The organism is Pantoea sp. sgz302252 (assembly GCF_042610525.1).
In the GTDB taxonomy this organism is placed as follows: Bacteria; Pseudomonadota; Gammaproteobacteria; order Enterobacterales; family Enterobacteriaceae; genus Erwinia.
In genome coordinates this window covers 99,593-117,901 of record NZ_JBHDVM010000014.1, presented here as the reverse complement: position 1 = coordinate 117,901, position 18,309 = coordinate 99,593, and the positions used below count along the sequence as shown (strand labels likewise).

Here is an 18,309-nt window from a genome sequence, read left to right as displayed (position 1 = left end):
CTCCTCAGGCATCGAACGCGTCGATGCCCTCATCCAGTTCAAGACGACCAACCACGTTGATAGCCAGGTTAGTTTGCAGCTCGGCGAATGACAGCACCGGCACCTGGTGGAACTCATCCTGAATCAGGCCGCGCAGCGGGCTACGTAAATCCTGCGCCACCAGCAGCACTGCGAAGGCTGGCTGTTCCGGCGCGAAGGCGTTACGCATCTGGGCGAGGATCGCCATAGTCTGCTCCTGGGTCAGGGCAAAGAAGACCTCGTTTTGCGTTTGCCTTAAGGCGTCACGCAGTTGTTCTTCCATTTCCGGCGTCAGCAGCCAGACGTGCAGCCCATCGTCCTGCGTGTACTGATAACAGATATGTTCTTTTAGCGAGATGCGTACCAGATCGGTCAACAGGCTGATATCGCGTTCGTGCTGACCGTGTTCGATTAGCGCTTCGGCGATAGCGCGTACCGAGCGCAGCGGAATGCGTTCCGCCACCAGATTTTGCAAGACGTTAGAGAAGCGCGCGATCGGCATGACCCGCTGCAGCTCCTGCGCCAGCTCGGGCTGTTCACTCTCCAGCCAGCCCATTAGCGCTCGCGTTTCCTGTAGGCCGATAAAATTAGGCGCGCTGGCGTGAATGGCATTTTCCATCCGCTTCATCAGCAGCTCGTGACAGCTCCAGCGCGGTACGTTTTCATCCTGAAGCACAGCATGCCCGGCGGGCAGCCAGAGCAGCGTGGTTTCTTTTCTGGCCTCGGTGCCCGGCTCAACTTCTTCCTGTTCTGCCAGCGTTTCGTGGCCGATGCGGCTGACGGCGAGGGCTGTTACGCCAAAGGTGCCGACCACGCGCGGGATTTCGTAAACCGAATAGCGAAACTCATCGGCGGGCAGCTTTTCCTGAAATTCGATATCGAAAGCGGGCAGCGTAAAGCCGTAGTTGTAAACGATGCTGTTGCGCAGACGGCGGATCGCCTGCACCAGCTCCAGCGTCTCCGCCGTGCCGCGCGCGCCAGCAGGAAACTGCAACAGATAAGGTCGCGTAGGATTGAACTGACGCAGATCTTCGGTGCCGTTTAGCTCCGGCGGGATTACTTCGTTTTCCATCTGCGGCTGGCTGGCCACCAGCTCTCTTTTGGCGCGCCAGACCTGAAAGCTGCCCGAAGCCAGCGTCAGCAAGGCCAGCACGATAAAAACGCCGGTCGGCATACCCGGCAGCAGCGCAAAGCCGAACATGCCAATGGAAGAGAAAACCCAGGCTTTCGGCTGGCTGGTTAGCTGCTCCGCGATTTCCCGGCCGATATTGTTGTCCATGCTGCTGTCGCCATCGGACGAAACGCGGGTAATGATCATCCCCGCCGTTAGCGAGATCAGCAGCGCCGGGATCTGCGCGATCAGGCCATCGCCGATCGTCAACACCGAATAGGTATGCATCGCATCGCCAGCCGGCATGCCCAGCTGCATAACGCCGATGCTGAAGCCGCCGATCAGGTTGATAAACAGGATCACCAGCCCGGCTATCGCATCACCCTTAACGAATTTCATCGCGCCATCCATTGCGCCAAATAATTGACTCTCTTTCGCCAGATCGACTCGCTTACGTTTGGCGGTATTCACATCGATAATGCCCGCGCGCAGGTCGCTGTCGATCGACATTTGCTTGCCTGGCATCGCATCCAGGGTAAAACGCGCGGCCACTTCCGCCACCCTTTCCGAACCCTTGGTGATCACCAGGAAGTTAACCACGGTCAGGATCAGGAACATCACCATGCCGACCGCCAGATTACCGCCGACCACGAAGGTGCCGAAAGCTTCAACGATATGCCCGGCATCCTGCTGTACCAGAATCTGGCGCGTGGTGGAGATCGACAGCGCCAGACGAAACATGGTGGTCAGCAGCAGCACCGCCGGGAAGCTGGAAAATGCCAGCGGCTTCGGCAGATACATTGCTAACACTACCAACAGCGAAGAGAGACAGATATTGACCGCAATCAGCGTGTCGATCAGCCCCAGCGGCAACGGGATAATCAGCATAAAGACAATCGCCAGCGCAAAGATGGCGCCGATGATCTCCGAGCGCTGCATGGCCGCCAGCGCGATGCGGTTCAGGATCAGAAACAGGTTGTTCATACCGCTCCCTGACTTCCCGCCCGCTGCTGATTATTGATCAGCTGGGTAATGGCGCCGCGCAGCAACGTTGCCGCTTCAGGGCGGTTTTTTTTGTCCCGCCACAGCATCAGCGGCATGTCATTGACCAACGGCAGCAGCCCGTTCAGAAAGCGCATCTGCGCCTGTGGCTGCTCGCCCGCGAACTCTTTGCCGATAGCATTGATATCGCGCGGCTGCAGGCCCATTTCCGCCACGCTTAGTAAACGCCTGGCCATATCCAGCCCGCCGAGCGCGGAAAGCGGAATTTTTCCGCCGCTGCGCAGCCGGTTTAGCAGTTTGTCGCTGTCGGCGATCAGCTGCGTTAGCTGCCCCGCCTCGCTCAGGCCAAGATGAATTTTGTGCAGCGAGCGCGAAGAGAGTGAAGGCGTCAGCGAGGCAATATCCTCCGCTAGCGCGCGTTGCAAGGTTCGCAGTCCCGGCAAAAACTGCTCGCGTCCAAAACGTTCCAGCAGGCTGTCCAGGATCACCGCCGCTGACTGATGCTTGACGATGCCGTGGTAGTAGAGCTGGCGCATCGACTGTTTTTCGCTGGGATCGGTGGTAAAACTGGCGATAGCCGAAGCCGTGTTCAGCCCGGCCCGTACGCTGTCGCCAAACTGTTCGTCTAATTTTTGCAGCGCTTCGCCTGCGGCATTTGCGGTAGTGATATCGCCACTGCGATCGGCCTCGCGCAGCGTCATACGCAACAGCAGATCGCAACGTGCCGGATCGTTATCTGCCGCCGCTACCAGCTCATGTGCATCCGGTTCGGCCTGGCGTTCAAGAATGCCCTGTAGCGCGCTGAGCCTGGCTTCCAGCTTCTCCTGCTGCTGGCCGTCCAGCAGCTGATAAAGTTCGCCAAGCCGCTCAATACGTTCGACCGCGCTGCGGTTGCTGCGCAGATGTTGAGTATTGATCTGCCGACGGTTCAGGCCCTTGCTCTTTTTCTCTACTTTTTCGCTGAACATCATGCCGATCTCTTCCAGCGAATCTGTCAGCGATTCCGCCGCCGAGCGGATATTCACCGGTCGCGCGCGCGTATCAGCGCCCGCCGTGGCCGATTTTGGACCATCCTGCTTTAGCAGGGTTTTAGCCAACGCCTGCTGATACTGAAGAGAAGAATGAACTTTTATCATCCCGGCCTCGAAGGTTGATTTCGCGATGCTGTTTGGTGGCGAAAAAACGCAGCGGGTTCCCTCTTTTTTAAAAAGGAAAAAGGTGTGCATTCTGAAACTTTCAACCGGCGTTATTAGTGTAAAAAGTTGCACAGCTATTTTTACTGTTACGACGAAATTTGTCTCAGACGATTCTTAGTTAAATCCCGCAAGCCGCGCCATTACTGCTATTTTCCGTTTTTCTTCGCCTGGCACACCCTTTGCAATATGACGAGTAACTAAATAATGCCAGGAGCAAACCAATGTTAACCGCTACCCCAGTTGAAATATCCTTTACCGCAGAAGCCCCGGTCGCCGTTTTATGGCAGGAAATTCTTTGCCAGCAAAATCGCAAGCTGCATAATTTTATTCGCAAGCGCGTTTCAAGCCGTGAAGATGTAGAAGATATTGCACAAATGACCTGCGTGGAAGTGCTGCGCAACAGCCATAAATTTTTAGGCGCCTCGCGGCCGGAAACCTGGCTTTTCGGCATTGCCGCCAACCTGATCCGTAACTATTACAAAACGCATCAGCACCGTTTTCTTTTTGACAGCATTACCGATGACAACGTGCCGGATCTGGTTCAGGAGTGCGATCCCAGCGATATCATCGCTAACGATCAGCTACTTAGCGTAATGGCCGCCTCGATCGATCGCCTGCCGGAGGAGACGCGCCGTATGTTGACCATCCTGGTAGAGCGCAACGGCAGCTACCAGGATGTAGCAACTTCGCTCAATATCCCTTTAGGCACGGTAAAATCGCGCCTGTCACGCGTGCGTGAATCGCTAAAAAGCACGATAAGCTGAACGCCGGATAAAATCCTTTTATTTGCTTTCATCGTGCTTTTAAGAACAAAGTAAATGGTCACCCGCTGAAATATTTGCTGTACTTTGGATTAAGAGTAAAATTTCCGCTTCATACGATAAGCTGTAATAATTCAGGCTTATCCTTGCTTTTTCATTAATCTGAGAGAGAGATGCTTTCGTCTGAGATATTTAGCCTGAACGTCAGTAAAGAACCCTATAATGGCCGCGCTATCTTGCCCGACTTCGCGCTCGATCGCGTCAATGACGCCATCTATTTGGTGCGCCAGGATGCCCGGCTGGCCTATATCAATAATAAAGCCTGTGAGATGCTGGGCTATAATTACCAGGCGCTTATTCGATTAAGCTATGCGGATATTGAAAACGAGCTGCAGGATGCGGATGTAGCCGCCCTGTGGTGGAAACTGAGCCTGCGTCCGGAAGGCATCCGCTTTACTTCGCAACACCGTATGCACGATGGCGAAATCATCCCGGTCGAGGTTAACTCCAGCGCCTGGGAGCATGAAGGCGAGACGCTGGTACTGTGCGTAGTGCGCGATGTCCGCGAGCTTAAGCAGCGCACCGAACGTTATTTGCAGCAGGAGCAGCAGTTTCGCTCTCTGGTAGAAAATTCGCCCGATCTAATTGCCCGCTTCGATACGGCGCTGCATTGTCTTTATGCCAATCCACGCGTGCTGGATTTAATCGGCTGCAGCGAGGAGCAGGCGCGCGGCTGGCGGCTGACAGACAGCATTCCGTTTGATGAACCTGGTATGCAGCTGTTTCGCCTGGTTTCCAATACGCTGGCGCGCGGCGAAAAAAGCGAGTCGGAACTGGAAGCACACTTCGGCGAGCGCGCTATGGTGCTGCATGTGCGCTGCGTGCCGGAATACGATCTCAAGGGCGAAGTAGTGACGATCCTGGCGGTAGGCCGCGATATCACCCGCCTGCGGGAAGCGGAAAACGAAGTGCGCGCCGCTCATCACCAGCTGCGTCTGCTGGCCAGTAATCAGCAGGAGCGTACCGAGCAGGAGCGCAAGCATATCGCGCGAGAGATTCACGACGAACTGGGCCAGCATCTTACCAGCCTGCGCGCCGGGCTGTCGGTTATTGGCATGCAGACTAAAAATCCCGCTCGCGTCGCCAGTCAGGTGGAATACCTGATGACGCTGATCGACAGCACTATTCAGGTCGTACGCGATGTCTCTACCCGTTTGCGGCCCAATATGCTGAATATGGGGTTAATGCCCGCGCTGGAGTGGCTGCGTGATGAATTTGTGAAAAACGGCGGCTGCAGCTGTATGCTGATCGTGCCGGAAGGCAAGCCGGTTGCGCTGTGCGATCAGGTTGTCACCACGGTGTTCCGCATCGTGCAGGAGTCGCTGACTAACATTTCCCGCCATGCCCATGCCAGCAAGGTATCGATTATCGTGCAGACCAGCCGCGACACGCTGGTGATTCAGATACGCGACAACGGCCGCGGCTTCCAGATGCATTCGGTGCGTCACGACGCTTTCGGCCTGTTGGGCATCAAAGAACGCGTGGATATGCTGAACGGTCAGGTGACTATCGCCAGCCGTCCCGGCGAAGGCACGCAGCTGGAACTGACCCTTCCTCTAAAGCAGTAAGCCTATTTACCGTCAGCAACCAGGATACAGGATGAATGAAGTCATAAGATTAGTGATTGCCGACGATCACGCCCTGATGCGCGAAGGGCTGAAGCAGATATTTGCGCTCGACGACAATATTACCGTAGTGGGCGAAGCCGGTGACGGCGGCCAGGTGCTGGAAAGGCTGCGCCTTGGCGGTCTGGATCTGCTGCTGCTGGATATCTCTATGCCCGGCATCAGCGGCGAAGATTTGATCAACCGCATTCGCTCGCAGTATGAAGATTTGCCGATCCTTGTGCTGAGCATGTTCAATGAACCGCAGATAGCCCGACGGGTGCTGAACTGCGGCGCGCTGGGCTATATCACCAAGGATAAAAACCCGGACGCGCTGCTGGCGGCTATCCGTAGCGTGGCGCGCGGATCCCGCTATATCGATCACGATCTGGCGCAGGAGATTGTCTTTGCGGAATACCAGACCGGCAACCGCGCGCTGCACGAGACGTTGACTACCCGCGAACGCCAGATCCTGCTGATGCTGGCGCATGGCGAAACCATTAACGCTATTGCGGAGGCTCTTTCCATCAGTAACAAAACCGTCAGCACTTATAAATCACGCATGATGGAGAAGATGCAGTTCAGCAGCAACGCTGATATCGTCCGCTACGCTATCAGCCACCGTTTGGTGCAGTAGTCTCGGGCGGCGTGGCTTCTTCGGCAGGCGGCGCTTCTTCGCTCTGCGGCTTCTCTGGCTGCCAGGCGCGATGGTGCCGCTTGCTGACCAGGAAGATCGGCGTGGCGATAAACAGCAGCAGGCTGCCCGCCATGCCGCAAATCAGCATGCTGAGGCCGCCCGGCCAGCCCGCACCGGAGGTTAGCCCGGCCACCACCAGCGACAGGATAAAAAAGAAAGAGAGCGTAAGGCTGACCGGCCAGATATTGGTGATATCCATATCGCTGAGCGCCATTTTTACCGGTTTCTTCGCGCGTTTTTCCGCTTCTTTTTCGGCGCGAATGCGGCCTTTTACCGCCTCAAGATCTATGCCCGGCGCAATAAAGTCACCCAGCGGCTGTGGATGATGCAATTCGTCGAAAACCCTCGTAATCGGTGGAAACGTCAGCGGCCAGCTGGCGCTGTGCACGCCATAGGCTGTGAGCGCAGGCAAGGTAATGCGCGGCAGTTGCACAGGTTGCAGATAGCGGTTGTTATAAACCACCCAGCTCTGGCGCGTTTGCCCCAGCATAACGTGGTAAAGCCGGAAACGATCCGCTGGCGGATAGTGCAAATGGCTGACGCGCGCCCGCGTGTAGGGAATATGGTGATGGCGGCAATAGTTCACTCTTCCCTGCCCCTGCGCGGCAAGCAGCACGCCCAGCGAAGGCAGAAAATACCAGGAAGTGCCGTCCGCAGCAAAGGGGCCGTTGAGATGCTCAAGAAATCTTGCTTCGCTGCTGCCGTTCAGGTGCTCGGGCCACCAGCGCCAGCTGCGGCCGATAACACGTTCAACGGGCACATTGAAAACGCCCATCGGTTCGGTTTCGGCAGGCGAAATGGCAAAAGGGAAAATTTTGCTGAAAAAGGTCAGCGCATCGTCCGGCCCGTCCCACTCGCCGCTGGTCTCCAGCCCGTGCAGATTTGAGGTCAGTTCCGCCCAGCCGTTTTTGCCCAGCAGGTCGATCTGGTATTTGGTATCCGCGAGGCGCTTGCCCAGCCGGAGGATAGAGGACGGAATACCGTCCAGCGGCAGCTCGGGTACTGAGATAGCCTGTTCTGTTTGTTCTTCCATACTGCAATAATCCACAAAGGCGGAAGTTCGCCCGTTCGGTCAGATAATAAAGAGAGGCACAGTAGCAAGGCTGAAAATAACAGGCCGCATCAGCTTTGGCCGACGAAACCCTGCCACTCGTTTGGCTTAAGTTAAAAAATTCAAGTTAATTCAGTGCATTATACTTTTCAGAGCTATCATCTGGCAACCGATGAAATAGCCTGCCGCCTGTACGTATAAATTATCTTTTAAAAATGAGCAGCTAAGCATAGAGGGTGAATTGATAATAAAAAGCGGCGGAAAGTAAAAAGTCGCCAATTCAACAGAATAATTCTTTTTAAGTGAAATTAGCGCCCGAAATTTTGCCGCTAACTGGGCAGGCATCACGCGAAAGCCGTGGCGACGGCGTAACGGCTTATGCTGGCCGATCGGTTGCAGGCGTTTTCATTTTTTTATGCGTTGTCTTCCAGAAATAAAAAGCTGCGTAATACCCTGTATAAAATAAGGCTATTTACGGTTGACGGAGCATCCTGAAAGCATAAAGTATACCCGAACGTAAAACAGCAGCCTGATTCAGGGGACACAATGCAGTGCTGCCAAAAGTAACCGGGCCCACAGGGGATGTCAGGATGGCAAAAGTAAAACATCTTTATCAGTACGCTTCTCCCTGTACCGCCATTACGACCACCGGTAAAGAGGGAGAGAAAGAAATGGAAGCCAAAATTGCGAAGCTGGAAGCCGATGTCGACAACATCAAAGGCAACATCAGCGACGTCAAAATGGACGTTCGTGAAATTCGTCGGGATATCGGTAAACTGGAAACCAGCCTGCGTAGCGAGATGAAAACGGATTTCCGCCTGATGTTCGCTGCGCTTATCACCTCGGTGCTGGGGTTGGCCGCGCTGATGGCGAAAGGCTTTTACTGGTTTTAACGCCGCGCCTTTCACTCTCGCGTTTATCCGTTTTATTAAAAAGAAATCATGCGATTGCGGTGGCCACTATTACGGCACCCTGTGTAGCATTGCTGTTTCCCGTCAATAAGCTCCTGCTCCACAGCAATAGAGCAGTAACGCCGCTGTGCAACGGCAGCAAAAGGCCGTGTGGATAAGGCACGCGCCACATAAGCCCACAGAAACAGGTTCACGGCGTGCCCGCGCTGCATTGCGCTACTGCACAGCGGCTTCCGGCAAAGCTACCACAACATTATAAGCCCGCCGGTAATCCTTTTTTCCGCAGTAGCCTCTACAGGCACGCCATCGCTTCTTGCTGCCTGACGTCGTTTCACCGCCGTGTTTAGTATCGCCCCGCTTTTGCGGTCTCAGCTACGCAACAGGCTTAGATCAGCGCCTGCAACAGTAAACATCCCACCAGACCGCACACGGCAATAATAGTTTCCAGCACTGACCATGAGCGTAATGTCTCTCCGATACTGAGGTTAAAATATTCTTTAAACAGCCAGAATCCCGGATCGTTAACGTGCGAGAAAATGACGCTGCCTGACCCTACGGCGATGACCATTAGTTCCGGGCTAACGCCAGTGGTCACAATAATCGGCGCCACTATGCCGCCTGCGGTAATTGCCGCCACCGTAGCCGAACCCAGAGCCAGACGCAGCGCAGCAGCGATTGACCACGCCATCAAAATAGGCGATACCGTGCTGCCTTCCATCAGGCTGGCGATATATTTATCCACGCCGCTGTCTACCAGCACCTGTTTAAAGGCGCCGCCGCCGCCGATAATCAACAGCATCATGGCGATAATTTTAATTGAATCGCCCAGCGTGCCCGTAATTTGCTCCATGGTGCGGCCGCGATTCAGCCCAAAAGTAAAAATCGCGATCAGCACCGCAATCAGCGTCGCCATAATCGGATCGCCGAAGAACTCCGCATAAGCCAGTAGCGCGTGCCCTTTCGGCAACGCCATTTCCGCTACCGCCCGTACCGCCATCAGCACTACCGGCACCAGTGACGTCCAGACACTGACGGCGAAAGTCGGCATCTCCGCTTCGGTAAAAGTTTTCGGGTTATACAGCCCCTCCGGCACGGGCTTATCAATTTTCTTCAGGAAGCGCGCAAATACCGGCCCGGCCAAAATGACCGTTGGGATCCCTAACAGCGTGCCAAACAGCAGCGTTTTGCCCATATCGGCATGAAACAACGTGGCGATAGCCGTCGGGCCAGGATGCGGCGGCAGAAAACCGTGTGTTACTGAAAGCGAAGCCGCCATCGGTACGCCAACAAACAGCAAGGGCACGCGGGCCGCCGCAGCGATAGAAAGCACCAGCGGCAGCATCAGAACAAAGCCTACTTCGTAGAACAGCGCGAAGCCAACGGTAAAACCGGTCAGCACCACGGCCCACTGGATACGCTCCTTGCCGAATTTATTGATAAGCGTAGTGGCGATACGCTGCGCGCCGCCGCAGTCCGCCAGCAGTTTTCCCAGCATAGCGCCAAAACCCATAATCAGCGCCAGACTGCCCAGCGTGCCGCCGACCCCGGCTTTTATTGAGGCAATCACTTTATTGACCGGCATGCCCTGCATAACGCCCACCGCCAGCGCCACCAGGATTAGAGCGATAAAGCCGTTGAGCTTAAAACGAACCATCAGCAACAGCAGCAGCGCTACGCCGATAACGACAAAAAGTATTGGCATGATGTTTCTCCGACGGCCTGTTGGCCGCTTCTGGTTTTCCGCCGATGACGGCGAAGAGAATCAGGGAACAGTAGAACAGGCGCCTGCCTGCTGCTCGCATGTTAACGGTAACATGACGTAACGAATACGGGGCGAGAAGAAGGAATTTACAATTTGAGATGAAGATCAAACTTTTGTTACTGTCGGGAAACCCGACAGCAACAAATTAGCCGCATCTGCAACATCTTATTTGCCGGTCAGCATTTTGATACCGGCAGCGCCAAAAAACAGCGCGAAAGTGCCTTCTACCAGGCGCCGGGCCTTGAAGTAAACCCGCCCAGCCGTGGCCGTAGAAAAAAGCAGGGCGTAGCTGCCAAATACCAGCATACCCAGCAAGGCGCAGCCGCCGACAATCAGCGGCAGCGTTGCCGCAGGTGCGCCCGGATGCATGCCCAATGAGATGATTGCCAGCCAGACCATGATGGCCTTCGGATTGGCAAGGTGCAGCAGCACGCCGCGTCGCCAGAATGCGCCCATTGTCGCTTCTGCTACTGTTTTTTCGGCTAAAGAGCCCTCGCCTTTCCGTGCCGCGCTGCGAGCTGCCTTAAAAGCCAGCCATAGCAGATAGCAGCCGCCGACAAGTTTGATAACAATTAGTGCCTCTGACCAGGCAAGCAGCAGCGTGGACAATCCGCAGGCCACCAGCGTCGCCCAAAACATCGATCCCGTGATTACGCCTGCTGCCAGCGCCAGCGCGGATCTCCGCCCGTGGCGCATGGCAACGCCCATAATCGCCAGATTGCTGGGGCCAGGACTGGCCGTGCCCAGCAGATAAGCCAGGTAAACCGGCCACAAGGTTAACAACAATGGCATCATTTTCGGGCGCTCCTTAGCGCAGCTGATTGCATACTTTTCCGCACCACAACTTGACCTGAGGCAATAAAATTTGACTTAATAGCCGTGCAAATGTAACAAAATGATTCTATATGCATCAAAATGCGTTTTTCTGGTTTAACATTTACAATGCCTGACGGAGAAAATGATTGCCTGACGTGACTACATCGTGTTGATAACAATCACTAATGCAATTTTTAAACCCTTACATCCCAAGTGGCAACATTAAAATAACATTACCTTCTGCAAGGACGTTAATCCGCGGTTTAATTTCCAATTTGTGCGCTTATTCGCGGGATTGATATTCTGTTAAGTTAACGAGTGAAGCGTTATTATAAATAAAAAGATTAGTCAGCTTTTTTATTTGTCTGTTACATCATCGGCGCGTAAAGGCCCTGAAAACGCTTCCACACGCCAAAAGCCACATTAATTTTACATAAATGTAGCAAGAGGTAATCATCATTTAACAGTAGACGGTGATTATTTAACGCAGCGGTGAAACAATTCATCGCAAAGATCTATGCTGTTATATCTGAGATACCGATTACTGTTGCTACTCCTTCTCCCGATTTGGTCTCAGGATCAAACTCCGTTGAAATATCCGCGCTAAACAGGGACTGCCTTTATGTAGTCTTATTGTTAACGTGCGGTAAATAAAAAAGAAAGGCAGTTTATGTTAGATCGAGGTAAGCAATGTTTGGATTAGATGCGTTCCACCTGGCGAGGATACAGTTCGCGTTTACCGTTTCCTTCCATATTCTCTTCCCGGCTATCACCATCGGGCTCGCCAGCTTCCTGGCGGTGCTGGAAGGCCTGTGGCTGAAAACCAAAAACGAGGACTATCGCGACCTGTATCACTTCTGGTCTAAGATCTTCGCCGTTAACTTCGGTATGGGCGTTGTGTCCGGCCTGGTGATGGCGTATCAGTTCGGCACCAACTGGAGCGGCTTCTCGCAGTTTGCGGGCAGCATCACCGGTCCGCTGCTGACCTACGAAGTGCTTACCGCGTTCTTCCTTGAGGCGGGCTTCCTGGGCGTAATGCTGTTTGGCTGGAACCGCGTAGGGCCTGGCCTGCACTTCTTCGCTACCTGTATGGTGGCGTTGGGCACCATTATCTCTACTTTCTGGATCCTGGCCTCTAACAGCTGGATGCAGACACCGCAGGGCTATGCGATTCAGAACGGCCTGGTGGTGCCGGCGGACTGGTTTAAGATTGTCTTTAACCCGTCATTCCCATTCCGTCTGCTGCATATGTCCACCGCTGCTTTCCTGGCGAGCGCCTTCTTTGTTGGCTCTTCCGCAGCCTGGCATCTGCTGCGTAAAAACGATACGCCAGCCATTCGTAAAATGCTCTCTATGGCGCTGTGGATGGCACTGATCGTTTCGCCAATTCAGGCCGTACTGGGCGATGCCCACGGTCTGAACACCCTTGAGCACCAGCCAGCGAAAATCGCCGCGATCGAAGGGCACTGGGAAAACCCGCCGGGCGAACCTACCCCGCTGATCCTGTTCGGTATTCCGGATATGGAGCAGGAAAGAACCAAGTATGCGCTGGAAATCCCTTACCTGGGCAGCCTGATCCTGACGCACAGCCTGGACAAACAGGTTCCGGCGCTGAAGACTTTCCCGAAAGAGGATCGTCCTGACTCGCTGATCGTCTTCTGGTCATTCCGCGTGATGGCGGGCCTGGGCATGCTGATGATCCTGCTGGGCGTGGTCAGCCTGTGGCTGCGCTATCGTAAGCGTCTGTACACCTCACGTCCGTTCCTGTGGTTTGCGCTGCTGATGGGCCCTTCTGGCCTGATCGCGCTGCTGGCTGGCTGGTTCACTACCGAGATTGGTCGTCAGCCGTGGGTGGTTTACGGTCTGCTGCGTACCAAAGATGCGGTATCGGCGCATGGCGATATGCATATGAGCATCAGCCTGATCGCCTTTATCGTGGTCTATATGTCGGTGTTCGGCGTGGGTTATACCTACCTGTTTAACCTGATCAAAAAAGGGCCGAAACAGGGCGAAGGTCATGACGAACCTGAAGGCGGTCCGGGCACACGTCATACCCAGGCGCGTCCGCTGTCTGCCGTGAAAGAAAAGTTAAACGCGGAAGAGGATAAATAACGTGGGCATTGATACTTCTATTATCTGGTTCACCATCATCGTCTTCTCGACGCTGATGTATATCGTGATGGACGGTTTCGATCTGGGTATCGGTATTTTGTTCCCGTTCAACAAAGATGCCACCGAGCGCGACATGATGGTTAATACCGTCGCGCCAGTATGGGATGGCAACGAAACCTGGCTGGTGCTGGGCGGTGCGGCGCTGTACGGCGCCTTCCCGCTGGCCTACGCGGTGATTCTGGATGCGCTTTCCGTGCCGCTGACGCTGATGCTGATCGGCCTGATCTTCCGTGGCGTGGCCTTTGAGTTCCGCTTTAAGGCGACCGAAGAGCATCGTGCGTTCTGGGACAAATCCTTTATCGTGGGTTCGTTCCTGGCAACCTTTAGCCAGGGCGTGGTGCTGGGCACCTTTATCAACGGTTTCGAGGTGACTAACCGCGCTTACAGCGGCCCTGAGCTGCTGTGGCTGACGCCGTTCTCGCTGTTTTGCGGCCTGGGTCTGGTCGTGGCGTACGCGCTGCTGGGCAGTACCTGGCTGATTATGAAAACCGAGAACGAACTGCATCGCAAAATGACCGCGCTGACTAAGCCGCTGCTGCTGGTGCTGCTGGCTATTATCGCCATCGTCAGCATCTGGACGCCGCTGGAACATGCCGACATCATGCATCGCTGGTTTACGCGCCCTAACCTGTACTGGTTCCTGCCGGTGCCGGTGCTGGTGGTGCTGGCTTCCGTGGCGCTGCTGCGCGCGCTGAAGCGCCATGCGCATTACTCGCCGTTCCTGCTGACGCTGGCGCTGGTTTTCCTGGGCTTTACCGGCCTGGGCATTAGCGTGTGGCCAAACATCATTCCACCGCATATCACCATCTGGATGGCGGCTTCCCCGCCGCAGAGCCAGGGCTTTATGCTGGTGGGTGGTCTGCTGATTATTCCGGTTATTTTGTTCTACACCTTCTGGAGCTACTACGTGTTCCGCGGGAAGATCAAACCGGAAGAGCATTACCATTAATAACGGTTAATCGGAGGATAGTATGGTTGAAACTCAGCAAGCGCCTAAGCTCCCGATGTGGAAACGCATTCTGTGGCTGGCCGTCATTTATGCAGGCAGCGTGCTGGCGCTGGGCGTTGTCGCGACGCTGTTTCGCTTTATGATGACCGCAGCTGGCATGAAGTCACACTGATACTCTGGTTGTCTGAGCCCACGCTAAGCGTGGGCTCAGATTAATGACAAACCCCTGGTCGCGTTTAAATCAGTGACAGAGCAACAGAGGCAGATCGGAACACGGACACGCCGTAAATACTTCCATGTAGGCTCGGTTGGCGCGTCCATGCGCCAAACGGTCCGCTTATCCGCTCAGCCTCTGCCGCCATAAAGCTGCGGAGTTGCTGTAAAAAAACAGATGTTCACCTGAGCTTTTTTAGCTTTGTCAGCAGTCTGGGCCCACGCTAAGCGTGGGCTTTTTTATGGCTATCATTCAGAGCTTTCTGAGCCATTTCCCCGCTTTTCTTTACATCATTCATAAAATTACACATAACCGCAGCGGCAAGCTTTTATTGATGGTCTATGCTTTAAGTTCATTCATGAGGTAATCATGCCATCAGAAGGAGGCACTATGAGTTTACTGGATAAAGCTAACGATAAAGCCGAAGAAGCGCTGGGCAAAGGCCAGGAGCAGTTTGGTAAGGCCGCCGAGTCTCCGGAGCATGAATTTAAGGGCAAGGTGCGCCAGGGCGCCGCGAAAGCCTCTTATGCCGTTGATGACGCGCTGGACTGCGTGAAGACTAAAACGCAGGATGCGCCTTTCGTCTCGCTGGCCATTGCCGCAGGCGTAGGCTTCCTGGCCGCCAAAATTTTCGGCGGACGTCGTTAATATCCCGACTTTGTTTTTCAGTAGTCCTGGGGCCGGTTTTCCGGCCCTTCTCTTTTCATTATTGTTCAGCGCCTGCAAAACACCCCTTCTGTGTGCTTCTTCATCACCTGCCCGCTCTAAACCGTGATCTGCTTAACTTTTTTAGCAAAAACAAAACATATTCAGCACTATTTATAACAATTTTATCCTGAATTAGTGGTTACATCCTGCCGTACAGGCCATCGCCCGCGCGTTACGTCAGTGGTTTCTTCCTGCCCGTTTAACTATTGCCGGAGATAATGCTGACAAAAGCATGATGGCCGCCAACTGGCTTCCACCTGTGGAAGCGCAGCGCTCTCACTAAAACAGGGTTTCCCATTATGAAAAGCGAATCCACCTTGAAAAGAACAGTGGCGTTCTGTGGTGTTGGATTACTGCTGGCCTCCGGCCAGGCACTGGCGGACTATGCGCCGCTCAGCATCGACTCCCCTTACGCTTTCGGCGACTGGGCAGGCAACCGTACCCAGCTTGAGCAGGACGGCGTAGAGTTTCAGGTTAACTATACTATGGAGTCCGCCAGCAATTTCTCCGGTGGCTATAACCATTCTACCAGCGCACGCTATACCGATCAGTGGGGCTTTGGCACCACGCTGGATCTGGAAAAGCTGCTGAACTGGACCGATACCCAGTTTCAGGCGACCATCACCAGCCGTAACGGCCAGAATTTAACGGATTATATTAACGATCCGCGCTCTGGCGGCCTTTCTTCCGTGCAGGAAGTCTGGGGGCGCGGGCAGACCTGGCGTCTGACGCAGTTCTGGCTGAACAAGGGCTTTTTCGACCACGCGGTGGAAGTGAAAGCGGGACGCGTTACCGTTGGCGAAGATTTCGATACCTGGCCGAGCAAGTTCCAGAACCTGGCGTTCGGCGGCGGCCAGGCAGGCAACTGGCGCGGCGATCGCTGGTACAACTGGCCGGTTTCCCAATGGGGCGGCCGCGTGAAGTTCAACTTTACGCCGGAAGTCTTCCTGCAGGTTGGTTTCTATAACCAGACCGCCTCCAACTACGACACCGGCAACGGTTTCCGTCTTGATGCAGGCCATACGGAAGGCAACCTTGTGCCGGTAGAGCTGGGCTGGCAGCCGAAGCTTGGCCCGGATAACCTGGCGGGTAACTACCGCGCAGGCTTCTATTATTCTTCAGTGAGAGGCGACAACTACAGCTCTTACAGCAATGGTCAGTACGGCGAGGATAATCACTCGTACGGCGGCTACCTGCTGTTACAGCAGCAGTTGACTACCCTGGGTGGCGATAACAAGCGCGGTTTGAGCGTCGTGGCGCAGGGCGTGATGAACGATCATAAAACGTCTAAAACCGACAATTATCAGTCTCTGGCGCTGGTTCTGACCGGGCCGTTTGATTCCCGTCCGGAAGATGAGATTGGCATCGGCGCGGCGCGTATCCACGTTAATAGCGATTACAGCAAAATGCTGCGCCAGACCAATCGTGAAAACGGCGTGAACAGCTACGATAATCCAACCTATCTGCCAATCCAGAGCGGCTCGGAATATAACTACGAGATTTACTACAACGCGCACGTCACCAACTGGATGAACCTGCGTCCTAATCTGCAGTACGTCTCCTCGCCTGGCGCGGTCAGCGAAGTGAAAGACGCCTTTGTTGGCGGCATCACCGCTACCATCAACTTCTGATGTTAATCGAGCGGGCTTAATGCCCGCCTGAGGTTGATGACAAAATATGCCGGTGCCGGCTCAGGAGGGCCTGTGTCTTCCGCAAAGACGCAAAAAGCATCGTCCATGATAGCTCAGTACGGGCCGTCCATGGCCCGTAATGCTTTGCTCCAGCCGCAGGCCCTCCATCGCTTCAAGTTTGTCAGTAGTCAGGGGTGGGCTTGCTGCCCGCCTTATTTCAACTGTGCCCGCGCGGTAAAAAAACGCCTGTAGGCCAGATAGCCCGCGATAATAGTGGCAATGCTCGCCGTGCCCAGCAGCATAAAAGTCACCATAATCTGATATTTGATCGCCTTAACCGGATCGATTCCGGCGAAGATAAGTCCAGACATCATGCCGGGCAAACTTACCAGCCCCACTGTTTTCGCCGCGTCCACGGTTGGGATCATCGCGGCGCGTATGCTTTCGCGAATATAGCTGGCCGAGGCCATTTTTATTGATGCACCCAGGCTTAACATCTCCAGAATTTGCTGACGGTTATCGCTAAAACGCTGGTTCAGATTGTTGTAGCACAGCCCGACTGCCACCATCGCATTGCCAGCGATCATGCCGGTAATCGGAATAACCTGCATCGGCACAAACTCAATCGCTTTGCTCAGTAGCAGGATGGTCAGCGTCAGCGTAGTACTGACGGTAATGGCGATTAGAGAAAGCGTAAAGGCATAATCGATATTTCGACTGCGCTTGCGAGCGTTGAGCGCGGCGTTGACGCAGATAAACAGCACCATAATCACCGTCAGCCAGCCATTATCCATCCTGAAGATATATTTCAGCGCATAACCCACCAGAATGAGCTGAATAACCGCCCGCGTAATGCTCCAGAGAATATCTTTCTCCAGCCCCAGCCGCTCTTTTTTGCTGACTAACAGCGCAATGACCATCAGCGCCAGCGCCAGCAGCAGCGACTCGTTGCTGATATTATGCTGGCTCATTTTCGCTCCTTAGCGGCTTACGTAACGTTATCAACCGCCGCGCGCGCTCGATCTCCGCTTTATCGTGGCTGATCCAGATAGCCGCTGCGCCCTGACGCACGGCCTCCTCATCAATCAGTCTGCTAATTATCTGTTTATTTTCTTCATCCAGCGCGCTGGTAATCTCGTCCAGCAGCAGGATAGCAGGCGGGAATTGCAGATTACGCAGTAAAGCGACCCGCTGCTTCTCGCCGCCGGAAAGCAGGCCGATGGGCTTATCAAGCATATCGCCCGACAGCCGGACTTTTTCCAGCCAGTTCCGCATTGAGGCGGTATCCGGTTTTTTCTCGCGGATGCGCCAGGGAAACGCAAGGTTGTCCCACACCGTTTCGCCAAAGAGCGCGGGCGTCTGGAAACAGTAAGAGACCTGCTGTCGATATAGCTCCGGCCGGAGGCGGGCAACAGATTCGCCTTTAAACAGCAGCCTGCCAGCCGTTGGCTCAAGCAGCGAGGCGATTATTTTCAACAGCGTGCTTTTACCGCTGCCGGACGGGCCGGTGAGCATAAGCTGTTCGCCAGCGTTAAGCTGGAAAGAGACCGGCGACAGCAGCTCACTACCCTGCTGCTCGTAGCCAATGTGCTGTACATCAAGTAAAGGGATGGAAGCGGACATGTTCGGCCTGAAAGTAAAGCGGG

General features: G+C 54.6%; 17 protein-coding genes. 10 read left to right on the top strand and 7 right to left on the bottom strand.

The genetic code is table 11. The features are described from left to right. Positions 1-4 precede the first annotated feature (4 nt). Both sctV and sctW read right to left on the bottom strand, forming a co-directional pair. The gene (gene sctV / locus ACETPC_RS20570) at positions 5-2,113 is read right to left on the bottom strand and encodes a type III secretion system export apparatus subunit SctV (RefSeq protein WP_380184342.1); all 2,109 of its coding nucleotides are present in this window, start codon (positions 2,111-2,113) and stop codon (positions 5-7) included. After that, complete coding sequence (gene sctW, locus ACETPC_RS20565) at positions 2,110-3,267, bottom strand: type III secretion system gatekeeper subunit SctW (RefSeq protein WP_380184341.1); 1,158 nt, start codon at positions 3,265-3,267, stop codon at positions 2,110-2,112. The genes sctV and sctW overlap by 4 nt, the downstream gene beginning before the upstream one ends. A gap of 281 nt (positions 3,268-3,548) precedes the next feature. On the opposite strand from sctW, the gene ACETPC_RS20560 reads away from it, so the two are divergent. The 3 genes from ACETPC_RS20560 to ACETPC_RS20550 all read left to right on the top strand — a co-directional run bounded on the left by ACETPC_RS20560 (position 3,549) and on the right by ACETPC_RS20550 (position 6,389). Further along, entirely contained in the window at positions 3,549-4,091 is a 543-nt protein-coding gene (locus tag ACETPC_RS20560) for an RNA polymerase sigma factor (RefSeq protein WP_380184340.1), read from the top strand. A gap of 170 nt (positions 4,092-4,261) precedes the next feature. Then, positions 4,262-5,716, top strand: a complete 1,455-nt coding sequence (locus tag ACETPC_RS20555) for a PAS domain S-box protein (protein WP_380184339.1) — start codon at positions 4,262-4,264, stop codon at positions 5,714-5,716. A gap of 31 nt (positions 5,717-5,747) precedes the next feature. Next, positions 5,748-6,389 carry a response regulator gene (locus ACETPC_RS20550; protein ID WP_380184338.1) on the top strand — a complete coding sequence of 214 codons (642 nt, stop codon included), beginning with the start codon at positions 5,748-5,750 and terminating at the stop codon, positions 6,387-6,389. Here ACETPC_RS20550 and ACETPC_RS20545 read toward each other — a convergent pair. Further along, a complete protein-coding gene (locus tag ACETPC_RS20545) occupies positions 6,367-7,482 on the bottom strand; it encodes a hypothetical protein (RefSeq protein WP_380184337.1) in 1,116 nt (371 codons plus the stop codon). The genes ACETPC_RS20550 and ACETPC_RS20545 overlap by 23 nt on opposite strands. Before the next feature lie 608 nt (positions 7,483-8,090). Here ACETPC_RS20545 and ACETPC_RS20540 point away from each other — a divergent pair. After that, entirely contained in the window at positions 8,091-8,393 is a 303-nt protein-coding gene (locus ACETPC_RS20540) for a hypothetical protein (RefSeq protein ID WP_380184336.1), read from the top strand. 403 nt (positions 8,394-8,796) lie between these two features. Here the strand turns inward: ACETPC_RS20540 and gntT are convergent, their stop codons facing one another. Then, on the bottom strand, positions 8,797-10,113 hold the full coding sequence (gene gntT / locus ACETPC_RS20535) for a gluconate transporter (protein ID WP_380184335.1): 1,317 nt from the start codon (positions 10,111-10,113) through the stop codon (positions 8,797-8,799). Here gntT and ACETPC_RS20530 point away from each other — a divergent pair. Beyond that, complete coding sequence (locus ACETPC_RS20530; protein WP_380184334.1) at positions 10,112-10,234, top strand: hypothetical protein; 123 nt, start codon at positions 10,112-10,114, stop codon at positions 10,232-10,234. The two genes, gntT and ACETPC_RS20530, sit on opposite strands and share 2 nt — an antisense overlap. A gap of 104 nt (positions 10,235-10,338) precedes the next feature. On the opposite strand, the gene ACETPC_RS20525 is transcribed toward ACETPC_RS20530, so the two are convergent. Then, complete coding sequence (locus tag ACETPC_RS20525) at positions 10,339-10,968, bottom strand: LysE family translocator (protein WP_380184333.1); 630 nt, start codon at positions 10,966-10,968, stop codon at positions 10,339-10,341. A gap of 711 nt (positions 10,969-11,679) precedes the next feature. On the opposite strand from ACETPC_RS20525, the gene ACETPC_RS20520 reads away from it, so the two are divergent. The 5 genes from ACETPC_RS20520 (at position 11,680) to ACETPC_RS20500 (ending at position 16,663) form a co-directional block, all read left to right on the top strand. Further along, the gene (locus tag ACETPC_RS20520) at positions 11,680-13,101 is read left to right on the top strand and encodes a cytochrome ubiquinol oxidase subunit I (protein WP_380184332.1); all 1,422 of its coding nucleotides are present in this window, start codon (positions 11,680-11,682) and stop codon (positions 13,099-13,101) included. Position 13,102: 1 nt separating this feature from the next. Then, the gene (cydB, locus tag ACETPC_RS20515) at positions 13,103-14,110 is read left to right on the top strand and encodes a cytochrome d ubiquinol oxidase subunit II (RefSeq protein WP_380184331.1); all 1,008 of its coding nucleotides are present in this window, start codon (positions 13,103-13,105) and stop codon (positions 14,108-14,110) included. Positions 14,111-14,132: 22 nt separating this feature from the next. Then, positions 14,133-14,282, top strand: a complete 150-nt coding sequence (locus ACETPC_RS20510) for a DUF2474 domain-containing protein (RefSeq protein ID WP_380184330.1) — start codon at positions 14,133-14,135, stop codon at positions 14,280-14,282. 432 nt (positions 14,283-14,714) lie between these two features. Further along, positions 14,715-14,972, top strand: coding sequence for a CsbD family protein (locus ACETPC_RS20505; RefSeq protein ID WP_380184329.1), 258 nt, complete (start codon positions 14,715-14,717; stop codon positions 14,970-14,972). Positions 14,973-15,331: 359 nt separating this feature from the next. Next, positions 15,332-16,663 carry a carbohydrate porin gene (locus ACETPC_RS20500; RefSeq protein ID WP_380184328.1) on the top strand — a complete coding sequence of 444 codons (1,332 nt, stop codon included), beginning with the start codon at positions 15,332-15,334 and terminating at the stop codon, positions 16,661-16,663. A gap of 212 nt (positions 16,664-16,875) precedes the next feature. Here ACETPC_RS20500 and fetB read toward each other — a convergent pair whose 3' ends face one another. Beyond that, positions 16,876-17,634: an iron efflux ABC transporter permease subunit FetB gene (fetB, locus tag ACETPC_RS20495; RefSeq protein ID WP_380184327.1), complete on the bottom strand. Its 759-nt coding sequence runs from the start codon at positions 17,632-17,634 to the stop codon at positions 16,876-16,878. Then, positions 17,621-18,286: an iron efflux ABC transporter ATP-binding subunit FetA gene (gene fetA / locus ACETPC_RS20490; protein ID WP_380184326.1), complete on the bottom strand. Its 666-nt coding sequence runs from the start codon at positions 18,284-18,286 to the stop codon at positions 17,621-17,623. The genes fetB and fetA overlap by 14 nt, the downstream gene beginning before the upstream one ends. Between the last annotated feature and the right edge of the window lie 23 nt (positions 18,287-18,309).

Excerpts from the sequence above, each read along its gene's own strand:
- ACETPC_RS20520 (WP_380184332.1), top strand. The coding sequence starts at position 11,680 with ATGTTTGGATTAGATGCGTTCCACCTGGCGAGGATACAGTTCGCGTTT.
- sctW (WP_380184341.1), bottom strand. The coding sequence starts at position 3,267 with ATGATAAAAGTTCATTCTTCTCTTCAGTATCAGCAGGCGTTGGCTAAA.
- ACETPC_RS20530 (WP_380184334.1), top strand. The coding sequence starts at position 10,112 with ATGATGTTTCTCCGACGGCCTGTTGGCCGCTTCTGGTTTTCCGCCGAT.
- fetA (WP_380184326.1), bottom strand. The coding sequence starts at position 18,286 with ATGTCCGCTTCCATCCCTTTACTTGATGTACAGCACATTGGCTACGAG.
- ACETPC_RS20545 (WP_380184337.1), bottom strand. The coding sequence starts at position 7,482 with ATGGAAGAACAAACAGAACAGGCTATCTCAGTACCCGAGCTGCCGCTG.
- ACETPC_RS20560 (WP_380184340.1), top strand. The coding sequence starts at position 3,549 with ATGTTAACCGCTACCCCAGTTGAAATATCCTTTACCGCAGAAGCCCCG.
- sctV (WP_380184342.1), bottom strand. The coding sequence starts at position 2,113 with ATGAACAACCTGTTTCTGATCCTGAACCGCATCGCGCTGGCGGCCATG.
- ACETPC_RS20555 (WP_380184339.1), top strand. The coding sequence starts at position 4,262 with ATGCTTTCGTCTGAGATATTTAGCCTGAACGTCAGTAAAGAACCCTAT.
- ACETPC_RS20505 (WP_380184329.1), top strand. The coding sequence starts at position 14,715 with ATGAGTTTACTGGATAAAGCTAACGATAAAGCCGAAGAAGCGCTGGGC.
- gntT (WP_380184335.1), bottom strand. The coding sequence starts at position 10,113 with ATGCCAATACTTTTTGTCGTTATCGGCGTAGCGCTGCTGCTGTTGCTG.
- ACETPC_RS20550 (WP_380184338.1), top strand. The coding sequence starts at position 5,748 with ATGAATGAAGTCATAAGATTAGTGATTGCCGACGATCACGCCCTGATG.
- ACETPC_RS20500 (WP_380184328.1), top strand. The coding sequence starts at position 15,332 with ATGAAAAGCGAATCCACCTTGAAAAGAACAGTGGCGTTCTGTGGTGTT.
- ACETPC_RS20510 (WP_380184330.1), top strand. The coding sequence starts at position 14,133 with ATGGTTGAAACTCAGCAAGCGCCTAAGCTCCCGATGTGGAAACGCATT.
- ACETPC_RS20540 (WP_380184336.1), top strand. The coding sequence starts at position 8,091 with ATGGCAAAAGTAAAACATCTTTATCAGTACGCTTCTCCCTGTACCGCC.
- fetB (WP_380184327.1), bottom strand. The coding sequence starts at position 17,634 with ATGAGCCAGCATAATATCAGCAACGAGTCGCTGCTGCTGGCGCTGGCG.
- ACETPC_RS20525 (WP_380184333.1), bottom strand. The coding sequence starts at position 10,968 with ATGATGCCATTGTTGTTAACCTTGTGGCCGGTTTACCTGGCTTATCTG.